24 protein-coding genes are annotated in these 20,665 nt (G+C 63.9%); 8 read left to right on the top strand and 16 right to left on the bottom strand.

Annotated elements, in window-relative coordinates; genetic code table 11:
- Positions 1-18: 18 nt before the first annotated feature.
- The 11 genes from D6860_RS25165 to D6860_RS04080 all read right to left on the bottom strand — a co-directional run bounded on the left by D6860_RS25165 (position 19) and on the right by D6860_RS04080 (position 7,642).
- On the bottom strand, positions 19-186 hold the full coding sequence (locus tag D6860_RS25165; RefSeq protein WP_093411676.1) for a hypothetical protein: 168 nt from the start codon (positions 184-186) through the stop codon (positions 19-21).
- A complete protein-coding gene (gene lnt, locus D6860_RS04125) occupies positions 180-1,763 on the bottom strand; it encodes an apolipoprotein N-acyltransferase (protein ID WP_076623845.1) in 1,584 nt (527 codons plus the stop codon). Before lnt ends, D6860_RS25165 begins: the two co-directional genes overlap by 7 nt.
- Complete coding sequence (gene lspA / locus D6860_RS04120; protein ID WP_229743203.1) at positions 1,760-2,242, bottom strand: signal peptidase II; 483 nt, start codon at positions 2,240-2,242, stop codon at positions 1,760-1,762. The genes lnt and lspA overlap by 4 nt, the downstream gene beginning before the upstream one ends.
- 4 nt (positions 2,243-2,246) lie before the next feature.
- On the bottom strand, positions 2,247-3,029 hold the full coding sequence (locus D6860_RS04115; protein WP_076623847.1) for a ZIP family metal transporter: 783 nt from the start codon (positions 3,027-3,029) through the stop codon (positions 2,247-2,249).
- 12 nt (positions 3,030-3,041) lie between these two features.
- Complete coding sequence (locus tag D6860_RS04110) at positions 3,042-3,497, bottom strand: DUF411 domain-containing protein (RefSeq protein ID WP_076623848.1); 456 nt, start codon at positions 3,495-3,497, stop codon at positions 3,042-3,044.
- A gap of 3 nt (positions 3,498-3,500) precedes the next feature.
- Positions 3,501-4,724 (bottom strand): M23 family metallopeptidase, encoded by a 1,224-nt coding sequence (locus D6860_RS04105; protein ID WP_229743215.1) that lies wholly within the window; start codon positions 4,722-4,724, stop codon positions 3,501-3,503.
- A 159-nt stretch (positions 4,725-4,883) separates the two neighbouring features.
- On the bottom strand, positions 4,884-5,498 hold the full coding sequence (locus D6860_RS04100; RefSeq protein WP_076623851.1) for an SCO family protein: 615 nt from the start codon (positions 5,496-5,498) through the stop codon (positions 4,884-4,886).
- Positions 5,498-5,965, bottom strand: a complete 468-nt coding sequence (locus tag D6860_RS04095) for a copper chaperone PCu(A)C (protein WP_076623852.1) — start codon at positions 5,963-5,965, stop codon at positions 5,498-5,500. Before D6860_RS04095 ends, D6860_RS04100 begins: the two co-directional genes overlap by 1 nt.
- A 26-nt stretch (positions 5,966-5,991) precedes the next feature.
- Positions 5,992-6,651 carry a DsbA family protein gene (locus D6860_RS04090; protein ID WP_076623854.1) on the bottom strand — a complete coding sequence of 220 codons (660 nt, stop codon included), beginning with the start codon at positions 6,649-6,651 and terminating at the stop codon, positions 5,992-5,994.
- A complete protein-coding gene (locus tag D6860_RS04085) occupies positions 6,648-7,070 on the bottom strand; it encodes a disulfide bond formation protein B (protein ID WP_076623856.1) in 423 nt (140 codons plus the stop codon). Before D6860_RS04085 ends, D6860_RS04090 begins: the two co-directional genes overlap by 4 nt.
- Positions 7,071-7,075: 5 nt before the next feature.
- Entirely contained in the window at positions 7,076-7,642 is a 567-nt protein-coding gene (locus D6860_RS04080; protein ID WP_076623858.1) for an SCO family protein, read from the bottom strand.
- 212 nt (positions 7,643-7,854) lie between these two features.
- Here D6860_RS04080 and D6860_RS04075 point away from each other — a divergent pair, with 212 nt between their 5' ends.
- A complete protein-coding gene (locus tag D6860_RS04075) occupies positions 7,855-8,283 on the top strand; it encodes a MerR family transcriptional regulator (RefSeq protein WP_076625383.1) in 429 nt (142 codons plus the stop codon).
- Positions 8,284-8,424: 141 nt separating this feature from the next.
- Here D6860_RS04075 and D6860_RS04070 read toward each other — a convergent pair whose 3' ends face one another.
- Positions 8,425-9,495, bottom strand: coding sequence for a site-specific integrase (locus D6860_RS04070; RefSeq protein WP_076623859.1), 1,071 nt, complete (start codon positions 9,493-9,495; stop codon positions 8,425-8,427).
- A 119-nt stretch (positions 9,496-9,614) separates the two neighbouring features.
- Here D6860_RS04070 and dusA point away from each other — a divergent pair, with 119 nt between their 5' ends.
- Together dusA and D6860_RS04060 are read left to right on the top strand one after the other, a co-directional pair.
- On the top strand, positions 9,615-10,622 hold the full coding sequence (dusA, locus tag D6860_RS04065; RefSeq protein ID WP_076623861.1) for a tRNA dihydrouridine(20/20a) synthase DusA: 1,008 nt from the start codon (positions 9,615-9,617) through the stop codon (positions 10,620-10,622).
- A 79-nt stretch (positions 10,623-10,701) separates the two neighbouring features.
- Positions 10,702-11,523 carry a sulfite exporter TauE/SafE family protein gene (locus D6860_RS04060; RefSeq protein WP_017468343.1) on the top strand — a complete coding sequence of 274 codons (822 nt, stop codon included), beginning with the start codon at positions 10,702-10,704 and terminating at the stop codon, positions 11,521-11,523.
- 140 nt (positions 11,524-11,663) lie between these two features.
- On the opposite strand, the gene D6860_RS04055 is transcribed toward D6860_RS04060, so the two are convergent.
- From D6860_RS04055 to ccmI, 3 genes are all read right to left on the bottom strand, one after another.
- Positions 11,664-11,903: a DUF1289 domain-containing protein gene (locus D6860_RS04055; protein ID WP_076623862.1), complete on the bottom strand. Its 240-nt coding sequence runs from the start codon at positions 11,901-11,903 to the stop codon at positions 11,664-11,666.
- Positions 11,904-11,905: 2 nt separating this feature from the next.
- On the bottom strand, positions 11,906-12,379 hold the full coding sequence (gene ruvX / locus D6860_RS04050; protein ID WP_017470107.1) for a Holliday junction resolvase RuvX: 474 nt from the start codon (positions 12,377-12,379) through the stop codon (positions 11,906-11,908).
- Positions 12,380-12,491: 112 nt separating this feature from the next.
- Complete coding sequence (ccmI, locus tag D6860_RS04045; RefSeq protein WP_076623864.1) at positions 12,492-13,739, bottom strand: c-type cytochrome biogenesis protein CcmI; 1,248 nt, start codon at positions 13,737-13,739, stop codon at positions 12,492-12,494.
- Between the two features lie 178 nt (positions 13,740-13,917).
- Between ccmI and D6860_RS04040 the strand changes: the two genes are divergently transcribed.
- Positions 13,918-15,162 carry a sarcosine oxidase subunit beta family protein gene (locus D6860_RS04040; RefSeq protein WP_076623866.1) on the top strand — a complete coding sequence of 415 codons (1,245 nt, stop codon included), beginning with the start codon at positions 13,918-13,920 and terminating at the stop codon, positions 15,160-15,162.
- Between the two features lie 38 nt (positions 15,163-15,200).
- Here D6860_RS04040 and D6860_RS04035 read toward each other — a convergent pair whose 3' ends face one another.
- Positions 15,201-15,617 carry a GIY-YIG nuclease family protein gene (locus D6860_RS04035; protein WP_076625384.1) on the bottom strand — a complete coding sequence of 139 codons (417 nt, stop codon included), beginning with the start codon at positions 15,615-15,617 and terminating at the stop codon, positions 15,201-15,203.
- Between the two features lie 248 nt (positions 15,618-15,865).
- Between D6860_RS04035 and D6860_RS04030 the strand changes: the two genes are divergently transcribed.
- The 4 genes from D6860_RS04030 (at position 15,866) to D6860_RS04015 (ending at position 20,594) form a co-directional block, all read left to right on the top strand.
- Positions 15,866-16,171, top strand: a complete 306-nt coding sequence (locus D6860_RS04030; RefSeq protein WP_076623868.1) for a sarcosine oxidase subunit delta — start codon at positions 15,866-15,868, stop codon at positions 16,169-16,171.
- Between the two features lie 100 nt (positions 16,172-16,271).
- On the top strand, positions 16,272-19,310 hold the full coding sequence (locus D6860_RS04025) for a sarcosine oxidase subunit alpha family protein (protein WP_076623871.1): 3,039 nt from the start codon (positions 16,272-16,274) through the stop codon (positions 19,308-19,310).
- Complete coding sequence (locus D6860_RS04020; protein WP_076623873.1) at positions 19,303-19,872, top strand: sarcosine oxidase subunit gamma; 570 nt, start codon at positions 19,303-19,305, stop codon at positions 19,870-19,872. The genes D6860_RS04025 and D6860_RS04020 overlap by 8 nt, the downstream gene beginning before the upstream one ends.
- Before the next feature lie 122 nt (positions 19,873-19,994).
- Positions 19,995-20,594, top strand: coding sequence for a superoxide dismutase (locus D6860_RS04015; RefSeq protein ID WP_017469632.1), 600 nt, complete (start codon positions 19,995-19,997; stop codon positions 20,592-20,594).
- Positions 20,595-20,665: the final 71 nt, after the last annotated feature.

Here is a 20,665-nt window from a genome sequence, read left to right as displayed (position 1 = left end):
TCAGAAAGGGGAGGTCTCTTATGAAGTAATACGCATTATGAACAGCGACACGATGAATGCGAGAAGGCCGAAAGCGATACCCGAGCTGACCGCATATTGCATGATATCCAGCCGGTTTCCTTTACGGCGACGCGCCAGATACCCACCCCAAATTGCTCCTGCGAGGATACCCGCGATCGTCAACATGACTTTGCCTCCGCTGATGCCTTTTGATTTCTTGCCCGATGCATGCCTGACAACCGTGTGCCAAGAAACAGGATCCAAGTGACGGCTGTTAACGCCAGGAGCATCCAGTCGCCGAACCGTGCATATGGCGTGGGTTCGAGGGCGCCGGGAAGTTCGGCATCGATGACACCGGTCTCTTCGATGCCAAGCTTCACAATGAGCTCGCCCTTCGCGTCGATTACCGCTGAGATGCCGGTGTTCGCGGCCCTCACAATCGGAAGTCCTTCTTCGACGGCACGCATGCGGACCGCAGCAAGGTGCTGCTCGGGTCCAATACTGGTGCCGAACCAGGCATCGTTCGTGGCGTTGAATATCCAGTCGGGCCGATGCTGATCGTCGATGACGTCGCCTGGAAAGATGATCTCGTAGCAGATGGCCACGGCCAGCGGGGGAGCGCCGGGCAGGGTCAGCGTTCGCGGTCCTGCACCGGGCGTAAAGTCTCCCAGGCCTTGGGTGATCCGGTCGAGCTTAAGCCAGCCGCGGAAGGGGACATACTCGCCGAATGGAACGAGATGGTGCTTTGCATAGCCGGTCAGAATGTCTCCGGTTTGATTGTAAGCTTGGACGGTGTTGAAATAGAGCGTTTCTTGGTCCTTTCGCGTGCGGTCCGGGACGCCGGTCAGAAGCAAAGCGCCGTCCTGCAAGATGGCGGCAATGCGAGATCGCGCCCCCAGATCCTCATCGAGAAAGCCCGGAAAGGCGGTTTCCGGCCACAGGAGCACATCCACCTCGCCGGGACCGCTCGAGAGGGCCAGATAGCGCGTTAAGGTTTCGTCTCGCTGTTCGGGCGCCCACTTCTCCCTTTGCGGCACGTTGCCTTGAACTATGCGCACATCGACTCCGGGCGCAGGTCTCGGCTCTAACCCGAGTCGGCCTTGGCCTACGGTCCATGTCGTCGCGATCACGGCCGCGAACAGACTAGCGGGGACCCAGCGCCGCCGTCTCTCCGTCACCAGGGCCGCGGCCGGCAGCGTTCCGGCCAGGACTAAAAGAAAGCCCAGCCCATAGCTGCCGATCCATGCGGCCGGCTGCCTCAGTGTCGGGTAGTCAACAAGGGCGTAGGCGGTGAGGTTCCAGGGAAATCCCGTGAAGACGTGCCCGCGCAGCCACTCTGCCGCCGTCCAGGAGGTTGCGAATAGCAGGCAGGTCGTTACGCCGGTGACCGCAAAGCGGGACTTAGTGCTGGAAAACAGCGCCGCCGCCAAGGCCGGAAAGGTGGCCAGACCGGCGGCCAGTGCCGCAACGGCCGGGATCGCCAGCGCCCCAAATTTATCGGGGTCCACATAGAAGCTCTCGGAGATCCATGAGAGGCCAAAGCCGAACTGACCGAGACCAAAGGCCCACCCGACCAGTGCGGCTGCCCCGACGGAGCCAGCGCGCAGCAGAAGAAGCAGCACTGAAAAGGATACGGGCACGAGCAGAATGATCGAGAAGGGCGGAAGCGACAGAACGGTCATCGCTCCTGCTGCGGTCGCGACAATGGCGCGAGACGGCAAGGAAGTCACCCAGCCTCTGTAAAAAGGCAAAGGCGACCTCATGGACCAGTCCGGTGTGCTTGCTGGATCTTCGGCCCAACGAGGAGCAATCCGACGCCACATACCACAAACACATCGGCTATGTTGAAGGCGGGCCAATGGGCGGTGCTCACATAGAAATCGAGGAAATCCGTGACCCCCTGAAAACGCAGGCGATCCGTTACGTTGCCGAAAGCGCCTCCTATGATCGCGCCGTATGCGACGGCTTCGACTCTGTTGGCAGCTTGACACATCATGAACGTGAACCAGACGCAGACGGCAAAGGCCAGCGCCGCCAGGACCCACCATGGTGTGCCGCTGAGAAGGCCGAAGGTCACGCCGTCATTACGAAAGTACGTGAGATTGAACCCAGGTACGATCGGGAAGCCATTGCGCAGGGCTTCCGCATTGGCAACCACGATGGCTTTTGTGATCTGATCTACGGCGAAAGAAATGAATATGGCAAGCGTGCCGATTGCTAACGTTTTCATTTCGGCAGACATCGCCTCACCTTAGCCTAGCGTCGAGAAAAAGCATTATGACCAAGCCAATTGCCAGGCCGAGGACTGCTCTGTTTTGGCGCCCTTTTCGGTGGCTACTAGGGATGATCTCATGGCTGCTAACAAAGAGTGTTGCGCCCGCCGCGAGAGCCACGCCCCATTGAAGATAGCCTACCGAAGAATTAATCATGGCAGCACCAAAAAGGCCGCCAACCGGTTCGATGAGCCCGGTCAAAGCAGCGATTAACCAAGCGTGATGCTTAGAATACCCCTCTCCGAGGAGTGCGGCTGCCACCGCTAGCCCTTCAGCCGCGTTCTGCAATCCAATTCCAATACCGAGCGGTATACCGCCCGACATCCCATCGGCCGCAATCCCAATTCCCAATGCAAACCCTTCGGGGAAATTATGGACTGTGATCGCGAAGATAAAGATCCAGACACGGCAAAGCGTTGCGCCATCAGATGTTTTGGAGTGCGGATTTAGCCGCTCGCTGGGTATCCTTTGGTTTATCTGGGCTACTTCACTCAAGCCAAGAAAGACGGCGAAGCAGACTATAGCGGCAGGGGCAGCGCCATATTCGAACAATCCTTTGGCTCCGTCTAGGGCCAGAAAAGTCATGGATACTAGTAGGGTCGCGAGCATTACGCCTACTGAAACGCAGAGAACGGAGTCGCGCATCGATCTGGAAGGAATATGTCCGCACAGGACTGGAGCCGCCCCAAGGGCTGTCAGCATACAGGTGGCAAAGCTTCCGAGAAAGCTGAGCACTACCGGGGGAGACGTTTCCATTTCGGAGCTTGCTCACCCTTCTGGATAACTCGCATAGATCTCGGTCGATCCGTCCTGCCGGATGAGAAAGACATCGTAGGCTTCCCGGTCTTCCTCGGGGCCCATGCCCGGTGAACCGTAAGGCATGCCGGGCACCGCAAGACCGATTGCATCAGGGCGTTCATCGAGAAGACGACGGATGTCGGAGGCCGGTACATGCCCTTCGATCACATAACCGTCCACTAGGCCAGTATGGCAGGAGACCATGCGCTGCGGCACACCCATCTCGAGCTTGAAACGAACAAGCAGCCCGCCAAACACGTCCTCGCCGGTGGGCGCAAAACCGTTCTCTTTGAGATGGTTCATCCACGACAGGCAGCAACCGCAGCCGTTCGTCTTGCGAACCTCGATTGGTGTAACTTCCGCGATCGCCTGGGCAGCCGGAAGCAGTGAGATTGCGAGAACAAGTGTATGTTTCAGTCGTTTCATGGATCATAGGCTTTCAGTTGTTTGCAGGGCGATCTCGCGGTCCAGGCTGGCGGCCATAAGGGCGCGTGCCTCAGCAAGTCGCGACAACGCGGTGTCATCCGTCTGGCGCTCTGTTGCACTGGCGAGACGTTCATCGGTGAGAGGATCTGTTGGGCGACCTTCGACGAGAACCTCGTAGTGAAGATTGGGCCCAGTTGCCGTACCCGTGGCGCCGACGCGACCAATCATGTCCCCCGCCGCCACGCGCTGGCCTTGAGTTAGCTCGTCGGGGGTCGAGCTGAGATGTGCGTATCTCGTCATGGTGTCCGAGCCGTGAGAGAGTTCGACGACGCGGCCGTACCCATTCCGCCAGCCGATGAAGCTGATTTGACCGGGGGCTGTCGCATGGACCGGAGTTCCACCCGCCGCCGCGAAGTCGACTCCAGTGTGCATTCGAACATTGCCATAGACCGGGTGTGTGCGACGTCCAAACACAGAACTGAGGCGCGCACCTTCGACCGGTTGTGCAAAGACCCGCAAGACCTCACCATCCACATAGATCGTCGCCTGACCGCTTCCGCTATCCGGCCAGACGATTTCGTAGAGGGCTCCGCCGATCTCCAGAGCAGCGAATGCCAGGTCAGGCTGCCCGATTCTTTCGTTTCCAAGCCGGGCCTCTCTCCAAAGAAGTTGCAGTTTTTCGCCGCCCGACATGTCACGACGGAAATCCACAGTTCCGCCTAGCATTTGCGCAAGGTCCACGGCAAACCGGGCGGGCATGTCGGCCTCTTCGAGGGCGGCGAAGAGTGAACTGCCGATCACCGCCTCACCCGCGAGGGTTACGATTTCGGGTTCAGGTGAAACGACTGATGTAGACAGCTCTTCACCGAAGGTGGCCTCAATCCGAACACCGTCTCCGACGGTAAGCGATACCGAGCGCGCAGCGCCATCTGCGGTCGAGATGAGGGTGATGGAATGTCCGGGCCGAAGGCGCCGCAGGTCATATTCAGCACCGATTGCCAGGGCGACTTCTGCCCGGGTGTTTGCCGCGAGGCCGGCCTCCGCCAGGATTGCATCGAGGGTTTCGCCAGGCGCGATTTCGCGCGACCATCTCGTCAGAACGGGTTCAATCTCCGGCAATGCAGTGTCGCTGGCCGCGATCTCCTGCAGGAGCGGCAAGGGTTTGAATTCAGGAATTCTTTCGATACCTGGCTGTCCCTGTGTCGGAAAGGCGGCTTCCAAAACCATGGGAACTTGCAACGCCGGCGGAGACCACGCGCTAGCTGCGGCGAGCGCCGGAGGAACCGGATCGCTCGGCCATTCCCAGGATAATGCAAGTCCCCCAGCGGACAATGCCGCTAAGCCTGTGAAACTTGCCGCGAATATTCCAAACTTCATGTTGTCCCCCTAAGTTTCTTCTTCAAGTGCACGCCGAATTTTCGGCACGGCGAATTCTCTTGGTTCGTGATTGTCGATCATGGAGACGAACCGGCCCGAACGAGCGAACAGGTAGACACTCGCGGTGTGGTTCATCGTGTAATCGCCGCTTTCGGTCGGTACGCGCTCGTAACTTGCACGGAAACCGCGCACGACTTGTGCGATCTGCTCTTCGGACCCGGTCCATCCGCGGATAGCTGAATGGAAATAGCTGACATACTCTTCCATCGTTTCGACAGTGTCTCGCGCAGGATCGACGGTGATAAAGACCACATTCATTTCCGTGGCGTCGTCGCCCAGGTCGTCCAGCCAGCCCGAGATGTCCGAAAGCGTGGTCGGGCAGACGTCCGGGCAGTAAGTAAAGCCGAAGAACACCATTGAAGGGCGCCCGATCAGGGTTTCCGGCCCGACCTCGTTGCCCTCGTGGTCGGTTAGGCGGAAGCTCATAGCGGACAGCGGCAGGGGAAGCGGACCCTCGGGCTCTGGTGCGCCTGGCCCGTCCACTCGCCACCAACCTACGAAAAGCGCGAGAACAAGTGCCCCAACGCCCGCAGTACAATAACTCAAGATTGCCCGTCGCCGCATCAGCTTCGAGGACCGGTGGCCGCGATACCTCTTACACTTACAGCGACCGGAATCCGACCGCCGTCGTCGAAGATTAATTCGAGCTTTATTCTGCTGCCTTCCAGCATCGGCTCTTTCAATCCCATCAGCATGATGTGCAAGCCACCCGGTTTCAGTTCGACCTCGCGACCTGGCGCAATGGAAAGGTCACCGACGTAGGCCATCGACGACACGCCATTTGCGTCGGTTGCGGTGCGGTGGACTTCCGCTCTATCTGCTATCTGGGTTTCGATCCCAACCAACGTGACGACCTTGCCCCCCGTATTTCTGATGGTGAGGTAGACGGCCCCAGGTCGGCTCATGCCGATTGACGCTCGTGCCCAGACATCATCAACCAGAATCTCTTGGGAATCTGCTTGGCTGGGCGCTGAGAAACCTGCAAAAATCACGATAGGAATCAATGCTGCAATGATAGTTCGTCTTTTCATAAGCGCTTTCCGATCGTCATATGTATTCAGCTCCGCGCGGCGGCCACTTCGGCCGCAACAACGCGTCGCAGTTCGGCCTCCCCGAACGGGTTCAGCGGGCGGCCGTTCACGAAGAAGGTTGGTGTCTGGCTTACGCCCATGGCTTCGACATCCGCGCGATCTTGGTTGAGAACGGCCGTCGTCCCTGGAAAGAGCAACTGGTCGCGCGCCTCCTCGACGGCCAGTCCGGCGGAGGCGGCGATATCGAGGATCAGACCCGGTTCTGGCGCCCCATGAGAGGCCCAACGCGGCTGCTCGCGCAGGACGGCTTCGAGCACGGGTTCGAAGACGTCCTGCATGCGAGCCGCCTCGAGCACCCGGATGGCCTCTTCTGACGCCTCACCATGGAATGGCGTGTAACGGATCACCACGCGCACGGTGTCGCCGTGTTCGGACATGATGTTCTTGACCACCGGATAAAAGGCCCGACAAGCCTCGCAGGCCGGGTCGAAGAATTCGACAATCGTTACAGGTGCGGTTTCCGACCCGAGGATCGGCGAGTAGGACCGGATCAGCGCATCGGACAGTTCCGGCGCGACGGCCTCTCCCACGGGGGCCGGAGAAGGGCGGGTCACATACCAGGATGCTGCGCCAAACCCTGCTAGACCAAAGGTGAGCACGGAGAGGATCAGGGCACGTCTGTTCATTCTTGCGGTTCCTTCAGGGAGAGGGCGGAGAGCGCTCCAATCACGGTGAAGGCGACCAAAGCCATCAGCGGAATCGGAATTCCGAAGACCAGCTGGTTGTCGTCGGTGCAGGAGGGGCCGGTCGCGGTGCAGGGCTGAATTTGCTCGGGGACCAGGCCCGCATAGAGGCCCAAATGCCAGACCGCCACGGCCGCGCCGCCTAAGGCGAGCGCGATCCCGTAGCGCCCGACGCCATGGTCACTCCACCACAGCCCGAGCCCGAGGATGATCGCCAGCGGAAACATGAAGGCGCGTTGAAACCAGCAGAGCAGACAGGGCGATTGGCCGAGCACTTCGCCGATGAAAAGAACCGCCAACGAGGCGGACGTGGCGACGGTCCAGGCCAGCCCGATGGCCATGTCTCCGGGAATGCGTTTCATGTCGGTCAGATCCTTTCCTGCAGATCAGCAAGGATCTCTTCAGCGGACGTGCCGTAGGGCCACGAGGTTGAGTAACCCGCCTGTGGGTCAAATAGGAACAAGTTCGAGGTATGGCTCATTGTGTAGCCCCCCGGAGCGGATGCCTCCTCGTTCCTTTCAAAAAATATGGGGAAGCTATCAGATATCGCAGCCATCTGGTTAGCCGTGCCAGTCAGACCAATTATACCTGCTTCGAATTGCTCCACGTATTGGGAGAGTACCATCGGACTATCACGTTCGGGGTCTATTGTAATGAAAATGGGCTGGACCTTTTCTGCCTCGCCGCGCAGTCCCTCCATTACGGCGGCGACCTCGGAGAGTGTTGTCGGACAAATGTCCGGGCAATTTGTGAATCCGAAGAAAATCAGCATCCAGCGGCCGGAAAAGTCACGCTGTGTTTGGACCATGCCACGATGATCCGTCAGCTCGAATTCCGCGAAAAACGGGCTATCGTTGGCAGTCCGCTCGTTTTCGGAGACAGCGTCAGGCCGCAGTAGCAAACCGATGTACAGAAGTGCTGCCGTGGCCGCCATCGCCCACAGTATTTTCTGGAAGTTGGAAAGATTCACACTGCTTCGCCCGATTCCGATTGTTTGCTCGGGCTTCGTGTACGACCTCTAGCAGCTATAGCTTCAAGCCAAGATGACGTCGAAAGGATCAGCTTCACTGAACTGTGAATGACGGTTCAGACTTGTCTTCGATCTGGCGCAAAGCTACACTGGCTGTAGGTATGAGGTCGGGTAAGATGCTGACAATTGGAGCGATGGCGAGAAAAACCGGGACAAAGGTCCAGACGATCCGCTACTACGAGCAGATAGGGTTGATGCCCGAGCCAGGCAGAACCGAAGGCGGTCAACGCCGCTACGGAGATGCTGAACTAGATAGGCTGTCATTTGTTCGACACGCTCGGCAACTGGGTTTCTCGCTTGACGCTATTCGTGAACTTCTGAATTTGAGCGACAATCCTGGGACATCCTGCGCCGACGCTGATGCCATTGCGCGTCGGCAGCTTAAGCAAGTGGAGCAACGGTTGAGCCGACTAGAGGCGCTCCGTACCGAGCTGGAACGAATGGTTCATGAGTGCAGTGGTGGACGAACCGCCGATTGCCGTGTCCTTGAGGTGTTGCGTGACCACTCCGAATGCCTCACCGAGCACGACGAAGTTGGTCTTTGAACGGCTCAAATCCGGCTTGTGATGAAGGCTTAGAAAGCTTGTCGGGATCGTTGGGCGTCAGTTCCGATAATTCGGATCAGAGTCTAGGTCATAGACCGTAATCGCGAAGTTCTGGGCGAGAGCTAAGGACTGGTCGGTGGATCATTCGTTGCCGATGGCGAGTTGAATTCCAGGCCAGCTTGCATACTTGTCGCCGGTTTCGCGGATGTGTGTATAGCGTTTGAGGCTGACCCATGACCTGTGCCCACTGACAGCTGCGACGTGGGGAATGTTCCAACCCATCTCAAACAAGCGCGAGATGCCCTCATGGCGTAGATCGTGGAAATGCAGATCGTCGATCCCGAGCAGCTTGCAAGCGCGGGTAAAGTTGGCCGTGATTGCGTCCGGAGAGTAGGGGAAGATCTCAGCTTTGCTGTTGCGCATGCTGTCGATGATCCGAATGGCCTCCTCGGGCAAATCGACCCAGGTATCGTTTCCGAGCTTTTCGCCGGGATGCTTCATGTCACGGACCAGGATGCGCTTGTGCTCGTTCTGGAAGTCATCCCAGGTGAGCCGGGTGATCTCTGCCTGTCGGCGCGTCGAGAAGAGAGCGAAAACGATCACCTTGTGCATGGGCATGGCTTGAGGTGTTCTCTGGCGCCGATCAATGAAATGGGCCAGCAGCCGGTCGAGTTCATCGAGGGTGGGCCTGCGGTTACGCTGCGCGGAACGGGAGATGATCCCCATACGGCGCGCGACGGTGATCGCGTCTCTCATCTCCCGGTCATCCAGTCGGAAATCCCACATCGGTCGAGCTATGGCGAATATCGAGGCGAGATGGCTCGCGTAGTTCCCGACGGTTTGCGGTTGTCCGGGCAGAGACTGAAGGAACTCGATGACATCCTTCGACTTGACGGTGGAGCAGGGCAGATCGGCGATCGGGTAGGTGACGATGGTCCTGAGGACCTGGGCTTTTGTGCGACCGATGTCCTTCACGGCTTCTTCAGTATAGCGCTCGATCGCTTTGGACAGCGGAGGGTCGCATACGCTCAACTCTTCCAGCGCACCAGGTTTTGCTAGCTCTTTCTCGCGTTTCTTTATCCAGGCGGCCGCAGCTGGGCGTCTGTCAAAAGTCTTCGTCTCGTGATAGACGGTGCCCTCGCGCATCACTCGTACACGTGCCCTGTAGCTGTGACTTCCATCCTTGCGTTTGCGTGTGGTGATCGAGCCCATGATGGTCTCCCCATTTGGTCCACGAAATTGTATTTGGTCCACGGGACCAAATCCAGTGTCAAAATCGACGGGTTTGGTCCATGATGAGCGGAAACGAGACGAACTGTAGGTGCCTGTAAGTGGCTGAAAAATATAAAAAGCAAGACATATCAAGAGCTTCGCGCCTGTCCGTTGCGCCGATGATGGATTGGACCGACCGGCACTGCCGATACCTGCATCGTCTGCTCTCGCGCGAGACGTTGCTCTTTACCGAGATGGTCACGGCACCCGCGCTGGTGCGGGGCGGGGCGGTGCATCTGCTCGGCTACAACCCCGAGGAACACCCGGTTGCGTTGCAGCTCGGCGGCTCGGACCCGCAGGAGCTGGCCGAGGCCGCCCGGCTGGGCGCCGAGGCCGGCTATGACCAGATCGACCTCAACTGCGGCTGCCCGTCGGATCGTGTGCAATCCGGCACGTTCGGAGCGGTTCTGATGAAGAGTCCCGATCTCGTGGCCGACTGCGTTGCCGCCATGCGCGAGGCCGTCGATATCGAGGTGACGGTGAAATGCCGGCTCGGGGTCGACGAGCAGGAGCCTCGCGACACGCTGCCGGCCTTCCTCGAAAAGGTCTCGGCCACCGGCTGCCGGCGCGTGGTGATCCACGCCCGGAAGGCCTGGCTGCAGGGCCTCAGCCCCAAGGAAAACCGCGACATCCCGCCGCTCGACTACGATCTCGTACACCAGATGAAGGCGGCGTTTCCGCATCTGCACGTGTCGCTCAACGGCGGGGTCGAGACCCTTGCCGAGGCCGAGGCCCTGCTCGCGGCGGGGCTCGACGGCGTGATGATCGGCCGCGCCGCCTATCACCGGCCCTGGGAGATCCTTGCCGGGGCGGATGAACGGATTTACGGGCGCGCCGCCCCGGTGTCCGACCCCGAGGATATCGCGCGGGCGATGCTGCCCTACATCGAGCGCCACCTGTCCGATGGCGGCAGGCTGCACCAGGTCACGCGGCACATGCTCGGGCTCTTCGCCGGGCGGCCTGGTGCCCGGGGCTGGCGCCGGGTGCTGTCGGAACAGGCAACCCGCGACGGCGCCGGGCCGGAGGTCGTCGAGGCGGCGCTGGAGCGGCTCACCGAAGCGGCCTGAGCCGACACGCGCAGGCCTCGGCCTTGCACCCCGGTAGGTCCGGGTCTAAGCGGCAACCATACCCAGCCGAGGATGCCGCATGTTCGATCTCGCCACGCTTCTGCCCCTCGTCGGGCTGCTCGTCGTCACCAGCGCCTTTGCCGGGCTGATCGCGGGACTGCTCGGGGTGGGCGGCGGCATCGTGCTGGTGCCTGCCTTTCTCTTCACCTTCGAGACCCTCGGATACGACAGCCCGCAGCTCATGCAGATCTGCCTTGCGACCTCGCTTGCGACCATCATCGTGACCTCGATCCGCTCCGTGCTGTCGCATCACCGCAAGGGCGCGGTGGAATGGCCGATCCTGAAAGCCTGGGCGCCGGGCATCGGGCTGGGCGCGCTGGTGGGCGTGCTCACGACCGCGCAGCTGCGCTCGGACTTCCTGCAGGCGCTCTTCGGCTGTATCGCGATCTTCATCGGGCTGTACTTCGCCTTCGGCAAGCGGTCGTGGCGGCTGGCCGATGCGATGCCGACCGGCTGGCTGCGCGCGGTCCTGTCCTCGCTGATCGGCTTCCTGTCGGTGCTGATGGGGATCGGGGGCGGCAGCTTCGCCGTGCCGCTGATGACGCTGAGTTCGGTGCCGATCCACCGCTCCGTGGCGACCGCTGCCGGGTTCGGCCTGCTGATCGCGCTGCCGTCGGTCGTGGCGTTCCTCTTCGTGCCGGTACCGCTCGAGGTCCGACCGCCGATGACGCTGGGGTCGGTGAACCTCGGCGCCTTCGTGATCGCCATCTCGATGACGCTCATCACCGCGCCGCTGGGGGCGAAGCTGGCCCATTCGGTCGACGAGAAGACGCTGCGCCGGGCTTTCGCGCTCTTCATCCTCGTGGTCGCGACGAACATGCTGCGCAAATCGTTCTTCTGAGGAGATCGCCGCGCCATGATGCATATGATCTGATGCTTTCGGCGGCATGGCAATCGGAAGAAAGCGACCTGCGGCGCCCGCAGAAGACATCGGCAGTCAGTGTAGCGAACCGGACCGGTCCTGAGTGCGTCAGGGCAACGTCAGTCCGGGCGGCGGGCTTGCCGACCCTGGCGTCCGCCGCGGCGCTTCCGGATCTGCGGCGCGCGCTCGGGGAGTTCGGCCATCACGGCGCGGCGCTCCTCGGCACTCATGCGCGACCACTGGGTGATCTCGTCGATCGAGCGCAGGCAGCCGGTGCAGAGCCGCGCCTCGGGATGGATGACGCAGATCTTGATGCAGGGGCTCTCGATCTCGTCGCGTTTCCAGATCTCGTCGGTCATGGTCAGGCGCCTTTCAGGTGGCGCAGCCGGTCGAGCGCCCCCTGCAGGATGTAGGATGCGGCCACGTGGTCGATCAGCTCGGCGCGTTTGGCGCGCGAGGTGTCGGCCTCGAGCAGGGCGCGCTCGGCGGCGACGGTCGAGAGCCGTTCGTCCCAGTAGGTGATCGGCCCGTCCCAGAGCCGCGAGAAGTTGCGGGCAAAGGCACGGGTGGATTGGCAGCGCGGGCCCTCGGAGCCGTCCATGTTGCGGGGCAGGCCGAGCACGATGCCGCCGATCTCGCGGTCCTTGAGGAGGGCCACGAGGCGCTCGGCGTCGGCGGTGAACTTCTTGCGCTTGATGGTTTCCGTGGGCGTCGCCACGGTGAGCATGCGGTCCGACAGGGCGACGCCGATGGTCTTGGTGCCGAGGTCGAGCCCGGCCAGCGCGGCCATGGGAGACAGCGCTGCGGCGAAGTCGGTGATGTTTTCATGGATCATCGCGGGGCCTCCGGCGTGGTGGCGGGGGCTCTGCCCCCGTCCGCGCGGGGCGCGCGGACTCCCCCGCGGTATTTTTCAAAGAGAAGAAGGGGCCTGCGTGGCGCGCCGGGGGTCATTCCGCGACCCCCGCGCGTTCGGCGCCGCCGCGGACCACCGCCAGCGCCTCGGCGTTGCCCTCGAAGACGCCCTGTGCCTCGGTCCAGATCTCTCGGGCGCGGTCGGTTTCGCCCAGCACGCCGAGCGCGCCGAGAAGCTGCGCCCATTCCTGCGGCGAGCCGCCCTCGGTCGCGAGCCGGTTGCCGAGGCGCTCGACCATGCCCTGGATCATCTGCTGGCGGTCGGCGTCGCTCATCTCGGAGGCGGCCTCGACGTCGGCGGCGTCCGGGCCCGCGAGGGGCGGGGCCGACGGCGACGTCAGCGCCTCGGGCAGGGCATAGTCGTTGACGCCGGCGGCGCGGGCGAGGTCGGGGATCTGGTCGCGGATCGGCGCCACCCATAGGTCGGACGGGGCGCTTTCGCGCAGCAGCGTGTCCCAGATCCGGAAGCCGGCGTCGGGGCGGCCGGTCTGCGCCATCATCAGGCCGCCGTAGTAGCGGGCCACTCCGTTCGACGGATCGCGGGCCATGACCTCGTCGATGATGCGTTCGGCCTCGGGCGAGACATATCCGCCGGCGGCCAGCACCAGCATGTCGGCAAGGTCTGCGTAATCCTTCGCGGTGGCGGCGTCGCCCTTGAGCTCGATCAGCTTGCGCTGCGCCGCGTAGGCGGCGGGATAGTTGCCGAGCGCGGCCTCGGAACGGGCGAGCAGGATGTGCCCCTGCAGGTCGTCGGGGCGCTCGGTGACGGCGGTGCGCAGGCGCTCGACGAGGCTGAGGTAGTCGTCCGGCGCGTCCGTCGGCGGCTGTGCGGGCACCTGTGCCTCGACCTCGGCCTGCGAAGGGCGGTTGGCGCGCATGTCGCGCGCGGCGGCGATACGGTCCTGCAGCCCGAGGTCGCCGTAGCCGGGCGCGCCGAGCGTGAGGTAGAGCCCGAAGGCACCGCCGAAGAGGACGAGGGCGATCAACCCGGCCATGATCCCCGACGAGGTCCTGCCCTGGGTGCCGGCCGCGGCGTCGCCTTGCAGCTTGGCATCGGCGGCGAGAATGCGGCGCGACACCTCGGTCCGGAGCCTGTCTGCCTCTTCCGGAGGGATCGTGCCGCGCGTCGCGTCCCGGTCGATCTCGCGGAGCTGGTCGCGGTAGACCTTGAGGTCGTAGGCCTCGGCCGGGCCGGTTTCCCGCCTGCCGCGCATCAGTGCCAATACAAGAAGCGTCGTCACGACGAGCGCCGCCGCGCCCGCGATGATCCAGAAGAGGGTCATGCTGTCTCCGTCCCTTTTGGCCCCATGTATAGGCGCGGGGCCGCGGAAAAAAGACCAAAGGGGCGCGACCGAATGGCCATGTCGTTTACGGGCCGAATTGTGACGGTTGCGGTCGCGGCGCGTTGCGTGTTCAGGTCCATGAGATTGAGGCAGATGCCTGTCCCGGATTCGAGGCCCGATGAAACGTTATTCCGCTTTTGCCGTCGCCCGCGAGGCGTTCCGCTACCACACCGGCTGGGGCCGTGCCTGGGGGAAGCCGAAACCGAAATCACGCTATGACGTCGTCATCGTCGGCGCTGGCGGTCACGGGCTTGCCACGGCCTATTACCTTGGCAAGAACTTCGGCATCACCAATGTCGCGATCATCGAGAAGGGCTGGCTGGGCGGCGGCAACACCGGCCGCAACACCACGATCATCCGCTCGAACTACCTGCAGGATCCCTCGGCGGCGCTCTACGAGAAGGCGCGCTCGCTATACGAAGACCTGAGCCAGGATCTCAACTACAACGTGATGTTCTCGCCGCGCGGCGTGATGATGCTGGCGCAGACCGAGCACGAGCTGCGCGGCTACCAGCGCACGGTGCACGCCAACCGGCTTCAGGGGATCGACACCGAGATGATCTCGCCGCGCGAGGTCAAGCGGCTCTGCCCGATCATGAACATCGACGGGCCGCGCTACCCGGTGCTGGGGGCGCTCTGGCAGGCGCGCGGTGGCACCGCGCGGCACGATGCCGTGGCCTGGGGCTACGCGCGGGCCTGCTCCGAGATGGGCATGGACATCATCCAGCAGTGCGAGGTCACCGCGGTGCGCCGCGAGGGCGGCCGGGTCACCGGCGTCGACACGACGCTGGGCGAGATCGCCTGCGACAAGCTGGGCATCGTTGTGGCGGGGCACTCGGGCGTCATGGCCGAGAAGGCAGGCTTCCGCCTGCCGCTGGAATCGGTGTCGCTGCAGGCGCTGGTGTCGGAGCCGATCAAGCCCTGCATGGACGTGGTCGTCATGGCCAACACCGTGCACGGCTACATGAGCCAGTCCGACAAGGGCGAGATGGTGATCGGCGGCGGCACCGACGGCTACATCAACTATGCCCAGCGCGGCAGCTACCAGCACATCGAGGAAACCGTGCGTGCGCTGGTCGAGACCTTCCCGATGATCTCGCGGCTCAAGATGCTGCGGCAGTGGGCCGGCATCGTCGACGTGACGGGCGACCGCTCGCCGATCCTGTCGAAGACGCCGCTCGACGGCTGCTTCATCAACTGCGGATGGGGGACGGGGGGCTTCAAGGCCATCCCCGGCTCGGGCTGGGGCTTCGCCGAGCTCATGGCCAAGGGCTATTCGCCGCTCACCGAAGAGTTCGGCCTCAACCGCTTCCGCGAAGGCCGCTTCATCGACGAAAGCGTCGCGGCGGGGGTGGCGCATTGAGGCGCGCGCAGGTCAGTCGCGCGCCCGCTGCCCGGGGTTCACTTGCCGACCATCGCCCGCTTCATCAGGACGGGGGCAGGTGCGGCAAGGCCGATGAGCCCGGTCAGCGCGCCGTGGCACTCGTTGCAGGGCGGATGCCAGCTGTGGATGAACTCTGCCGCGATCATCGCCCGGTCCTCCGGGCGGGCGAGCGCCAGCCCGCCGATCGTGTCGCAGCCCATCGCCACGGCACGCTCCCAGGGGCCGCCGGGGCGCCGGTCTTCGGCCAGCTGCGTGCCGAGCGCGTCGGTCTCGCCGACGTAGAGCACCTGTGCCTGCAGCGAACGCCCCTCGGGCATCCGCAGGAACAGGTAGACCGCGCCGCTGTCGGTGAACGGCGTGTCCGGGGTGAACAGCTCGACCGGGTATGCCCGGCCGCGGTGGCTGGTCAGTGTGAGTGTCAGGAGCCTGCTCATGGCCTCGTTCATCCTTCTCGTTGCCTTTCACCGAGGGTAGGGCCGTCGGGCGCATCGCCCGTTAACCGCCGTCACTCCGCGGCGAAATTCGCAGGCACCGCCGCCGTTTGCCGCAAATTTGCGCAGCTGCGTCCGCCCGTGAGCGCGGCGTCGGCAGCCGACGAACGGGATGCTGCAAATGCATCCTTCGCGCCCCCCCTCACGCCGGCCCGCGACGCGCGGGTCGCCCAGCCACAAGGAGCCGCCTCGTGCTGACCCTGCATTGTCCCTGCTGCGGCGCGGATGCCGCCGAGATCGAGCTTGCCCCGGGCGGCGAGGCCCACCTGAAACGCGAGGGCCCCGGCAGCGCCGACGCCGCGCTCGAGGACTACCTGTTCACGCGCGACAACCCCAAGGGTGTCGTGTTCGAGCGCTGGCGCCATGCCTACGGCTGCGGCAAGTGGTTCCTGGCGGCGCGCAACAGCGTCACGATGGAGGTCTACGGCACCTATTCCGCCCAGACCCTCGAGCCGCCGCAGGACCTTCGCGACCGCATCGCGGCACGGGGCGCGTGATGCATCTTCTGGCTGAAAATATCCTCGGGGGAAGCGCGCCTCGGCGCGCGCGGGGCCAGACAGCCCCCGTCACCGCCAACACCAAGACAAGAGGTTGGGCATGAGCACGCGACTGGCCAAGGGTGGCCGCTTCACCGACCGCGACACGCAGATCGGCTTCACCTTCAACGGCAAGCGCTTCACCGGCCATGCCGGCGACACGCTGGCCTCGGCGCTGCTGGCCAATGACCAGGTTCTGCTCGGCCGCAGCTACAAGTTCCACCGCCCGCGCGGGCTTGTGGCCTCGGGGGCCGAAGAGCCCAACGCGCTCGTCGAGCTGGGGCAGGGCGCGCGCTTCGAGCCCGACCAGCGTGCGACCACGACCGAACTCTTCGACGGTCTCGTGGCGGACAGCCAGAACCACTGGCCGAGCCTCGAGCACGACGTCGGCGAAATCAACGCCAGGCTCGCACGGTTCCTCCCCGCGGGCTTCTACTACAAGACCTTCCTCTGGCCCCGGTCGTTCTGGAAGCACCTCTACGAGCCTGTGATCCGCAAGGCCGCCGGTCTCGGCAAGGCACCGCATCCCGAGACCCGCGACGTCGACCGCTACGAGCACTTCCATGCGCATGTCGACCTGCTGGTCATCGGCGGCGGCGTGGCCGGCCTGCAGGCGGCGAAGGTCGCGGCAGAGGCCGGGGCGCAGGTGCTGCTGCTCGAACAGACCGCTCACTGGGGTGGCCGTGCGCCGGTCGACGGCGGCACGATCGAGGGCATGGAGCCCGAGGCCTGGATCGAAAGGACCGTGGCCGCGCTCGAGGCGATGGACAACGTCCGCCTGCGCCTGCGCTGCATGGGCGCCGGGGTCTACGACCACGGCTACGTGCTGGGCTACGAGCGCGTCACCGATCACCGGCCGGGCGCCAAGGGCCCGCGTCACCGCCTGTGGCGGATCCGCACGAAGCAGGTGGTCACGGCCACCGGCGCCATCGAGCGCCCGTTGAGCTTTGCCGGAAACGACGTGCCGGGCGTGATGCTCGCCTCGGCGGTGCGCGACTACGTGGTCAACTACGGCGTGGCGCCGGGCGCACGGACCGTGATCGTCACCAACAACGACGATGCCTACCGCACGGCCATGATCCTCAAGGACGCCGGTCTCGAAGTGCCCGCGATCCTCGACGCGCGGCCCATGGGCGGCGGCGCGCTGATGCAGCAGGCCCGCGACATGGGCATCCGGGTCGAGCCCGGGCGCGCGGTGTCGAAGGTGCTGGGCAGGACCCGCGTCACCGGGGTTGCCACCTGCAACCAGGACGGCACGGGCGCCATGCTCGAGGAAATCCCCTGCGACGCGGTGGCGATGTCGGGCGGCTGGTCGCCGGTGGTGCACCTCTGGTCGCATTGCGGCGGCAAGCTGTCCTGGGACAACGATGGCGCCTTCTTCCGCCCCGACGCCGGCCGTGCGCCGACCGGGGCTGACGGCAAGCCCTTCGTGATCGCGGCAGGGGCCGCCAACGGCTTCCTGAAGCTGCCCGAGACGCTGGCCTGTGCCGACGGGGCCGGGAAGGCCGCCGCGCAGGCACTTGGACACGGTTTCGCCGAGACCGCCGCGCCGGCCGCCGAGGTCACCGCCGAGACGCCGCTCGAGCCGGTCTGGATCATGCCGCGCAACGCGCGCCCCGATCTCAAGATGAAGGCGTTCCTCGACTACCAGAACGACGTGAAGGTGTCCGACGTGCAGCTCGCCGCCCAGGAGGGCTACGAGAGCGTCGAGCACACCAAGCGCTACACCACGCTCGGGATGGCCACCGATCAGGGGAAGCTGTCGAACATCAACGGCCTCGCGATCCTGTCCGACGCGCTGGGCACGCCGATCCCGCAGGTGGGCACGACGACCTTCCGTCCGCCCTATACCCCGATCAGCTTCGGCGCCATCGCGGGCGAGGCGCGCGGCGAGATCTTCCAGCCGCTGCGGCAGACCCCGATGCACGCGTGGCACGCGGCGAACAACGCCGCGTGGGAGCCGGTCGGCCACTGGCGGCGGCCCTACTGCTATCCGCGCCCGGGCGAGAGCAAGCACGAGGCGGTCAACCGCGAGATCAACGCGACCCGCGAGAGCCTCGGGATGCTCGACGCCTCGACGCTGGGCAAGATCCTCGTGAAGGGCCCCGACGCGGGCGCTTTCCTCGACATGCTCTATACGAACAAGATGTCGACGCTGAAGGTCGGGCGCTGCCGCTATGGCCTGATGTGCAACGAGAACGGCTTCCTGATGGATGACGGCGTCGTCGTGCGCCTGTCCGAGGACAGCTTCCTGTGCCACACGACCTCGGGCGGGGCGGACAACATCCATGCCCACATGGAGGACTGGCTGCAGTGCGAGTGGTGGGACTGGAAGGTCTACACCGCGAACCTGACCGAGCAATACGCGCAGATCGCCGTCGTCGGTCCGAACGCGCGCAAGCTGCTCGAGAAGCTCGGCGGCATGGATGTCTCGAAGGAGACGCTGCCGTTCATGGCCTGGGCCGATGGTACGCTCGCAGATACGCCGGTGCGGGTCTACCGCATCTCGTTCTCGGGCGAGCTCAGCTACGAGATCGCCGTGCCCGCCAACCGCGGCCGCGCGTTCTGGGGCAAGCTGCTCGACGCCGGGCGCGAGTGGAACATCACCCCCTACGGCACCGAGGCCCTGCACGTCATGCGCGCCGAGAAGGGTTTCATCATGATCGGCGTCGAGACCGACGGCACGGTGATCCCGCAGGATCTGGGGCTCGACTGGGCGATTTCGAAGAAGAAGGACGACTTCCTCGGCAAGCGCGCGCAGGAGCGGCCCGACATGGCCCGCGACGACCGCTGGAAGCTCGTCGGGCTCGAGACGGTCGACGGTTCGGTGCTTCCCGACGGGGCCTATGCCATCGCACCGGGGCGCAACGCCAATGGCCAGCGCAACACCCAGGGCCGCGTGACCTCGACCTACTGGTCGCCCACGCTGAAGAAGGGCATCGCCATGGGCCTCGTGAAGCACGGTCCCGACCGCATGGGCGAGGTGATTTCCTTCACCGCCGAGGAACAGGACCACACCAGCGAGACGCTGACGACCGTCGAGGCGCGCATCGTCAGCCCGGTCTTCTACGATCCGGAAGGAGAGAAACAGAATGTCTGACGTCATGGCACCCATGGCCGGCGCGCGCAGCGAAGGCTTCTGCACCGTCGAGGCGCTGCCGCCGCAGGGCCAGATCAGCCTGCGCGGAGAGTTCTCCGACGCCTTCCGCGAGGCGGTCTGTGCCGTCACCGGCACCGGCTTCCCCGACATCCGCCGGTCCGCCGAGGCCGGGGATCGTGCGCTTCTGTGGATGTCGCCCGACGAGCTGCTGTTCCTGCTACCCTACGAGGCGGTGGCAGAGGCGCTCGCGCAGGTCGAAGAGCGTCTTGCCGGCCAGCATTTCGCCGCGACCGACGTCTCGGACGCCCGCGCCCAGTTCCGGGTGACGGGCCCCGCGCTTCGTGACGTGCTCGCCAAGGTCTGCCCAGCGGACGTCTCGCCCGAGGCCTTCGCCCCCGGAGACGTGCGCCGCTCGCGGCTTGCGCAGGTCGCGGCGGGCTACTGGCTGCGCGATGCCGGGACCGCGCAGGTCTTCGTGTTCCGGTCGGTGGGCGACTATGCCTTCAAGGTGCTCGGCGTCTCGGCCGAGGGCGGCGGCGAGGTCGAATTCCACCCCATCTGAGCGGGGGCGCACCGGGAACATCTTGCTTCGGCACACGTTTAAGCCATGACATCGCTTGACCTCGCGCCATGCGGGTCTAGGAATGATGAACAAATTCACTCTCGACCAAGAGGATATCCACTATGGCTTTCGAACTTCCCGATCTTCCCTATGCGCACGACGCTCTCGCTTCGAAGGGCATGTCGCAGGAGACCCTCGAGTATCACCACGACATTCACCACAACACCTATGTCACCACGCTCAACAAGCTGATCGACGGCACCGAGTGGGCTGACAAGTCGCTCGAAGAGATCGTCAAGGGCACCTACGACTCCGGCGCCGTGGCGCAGTCGGGCCTGTTCAACAACGCATCGCAGCACTGGAACCACACCCAGTTCTGGGAAATGATGGGCGCCGGCGACAACGCCATGCCGTCCGAGCTTGAAGCGGCACTGAAAGAGAGCTTCGGCTCGATCGAGAAGTTCAAGGAAGACTTCTCGGCTGCCGGCGCAGGCCAGTTCGGCTCGGGCTGGGCATGGCTCGTCAAGGACAGCGACGGTTCGCTCAAGATCACCAAGACCGAGAACGGCGTGAACCCGCTGTGCTTCGGCCAGACCGCGCTGCTGGGTTGCGACGTGTGGGAGCACTCCTACTACATCGACTTCCGCAACAAGCGCCCGGCCTACCTGGCGAACTTCCTCGACAACCTGGTGAACTGGGAAAACGTCGCGTCGCGCATGTAATCGCGATCGACCTGTCTTACGGGAAACCCCGCGCCGTTGGCGCGGGGTTTTCTTTTGCGCGGGTGCCGCTC

Source organism: Salipiger sp. D13 (genome assembly GCF_003703915.1).
GTDB lineage: Bacteria > Pseudomonadota > Alphaproteobacteria > Rhodobacterales > Rhodobacteraceae > Salipiger > Salipiger profundus.
Note: the sequence above shows the minus strand (reverse complement) of the source record. Positions and strands in the feature narration are given on the sequence as shown.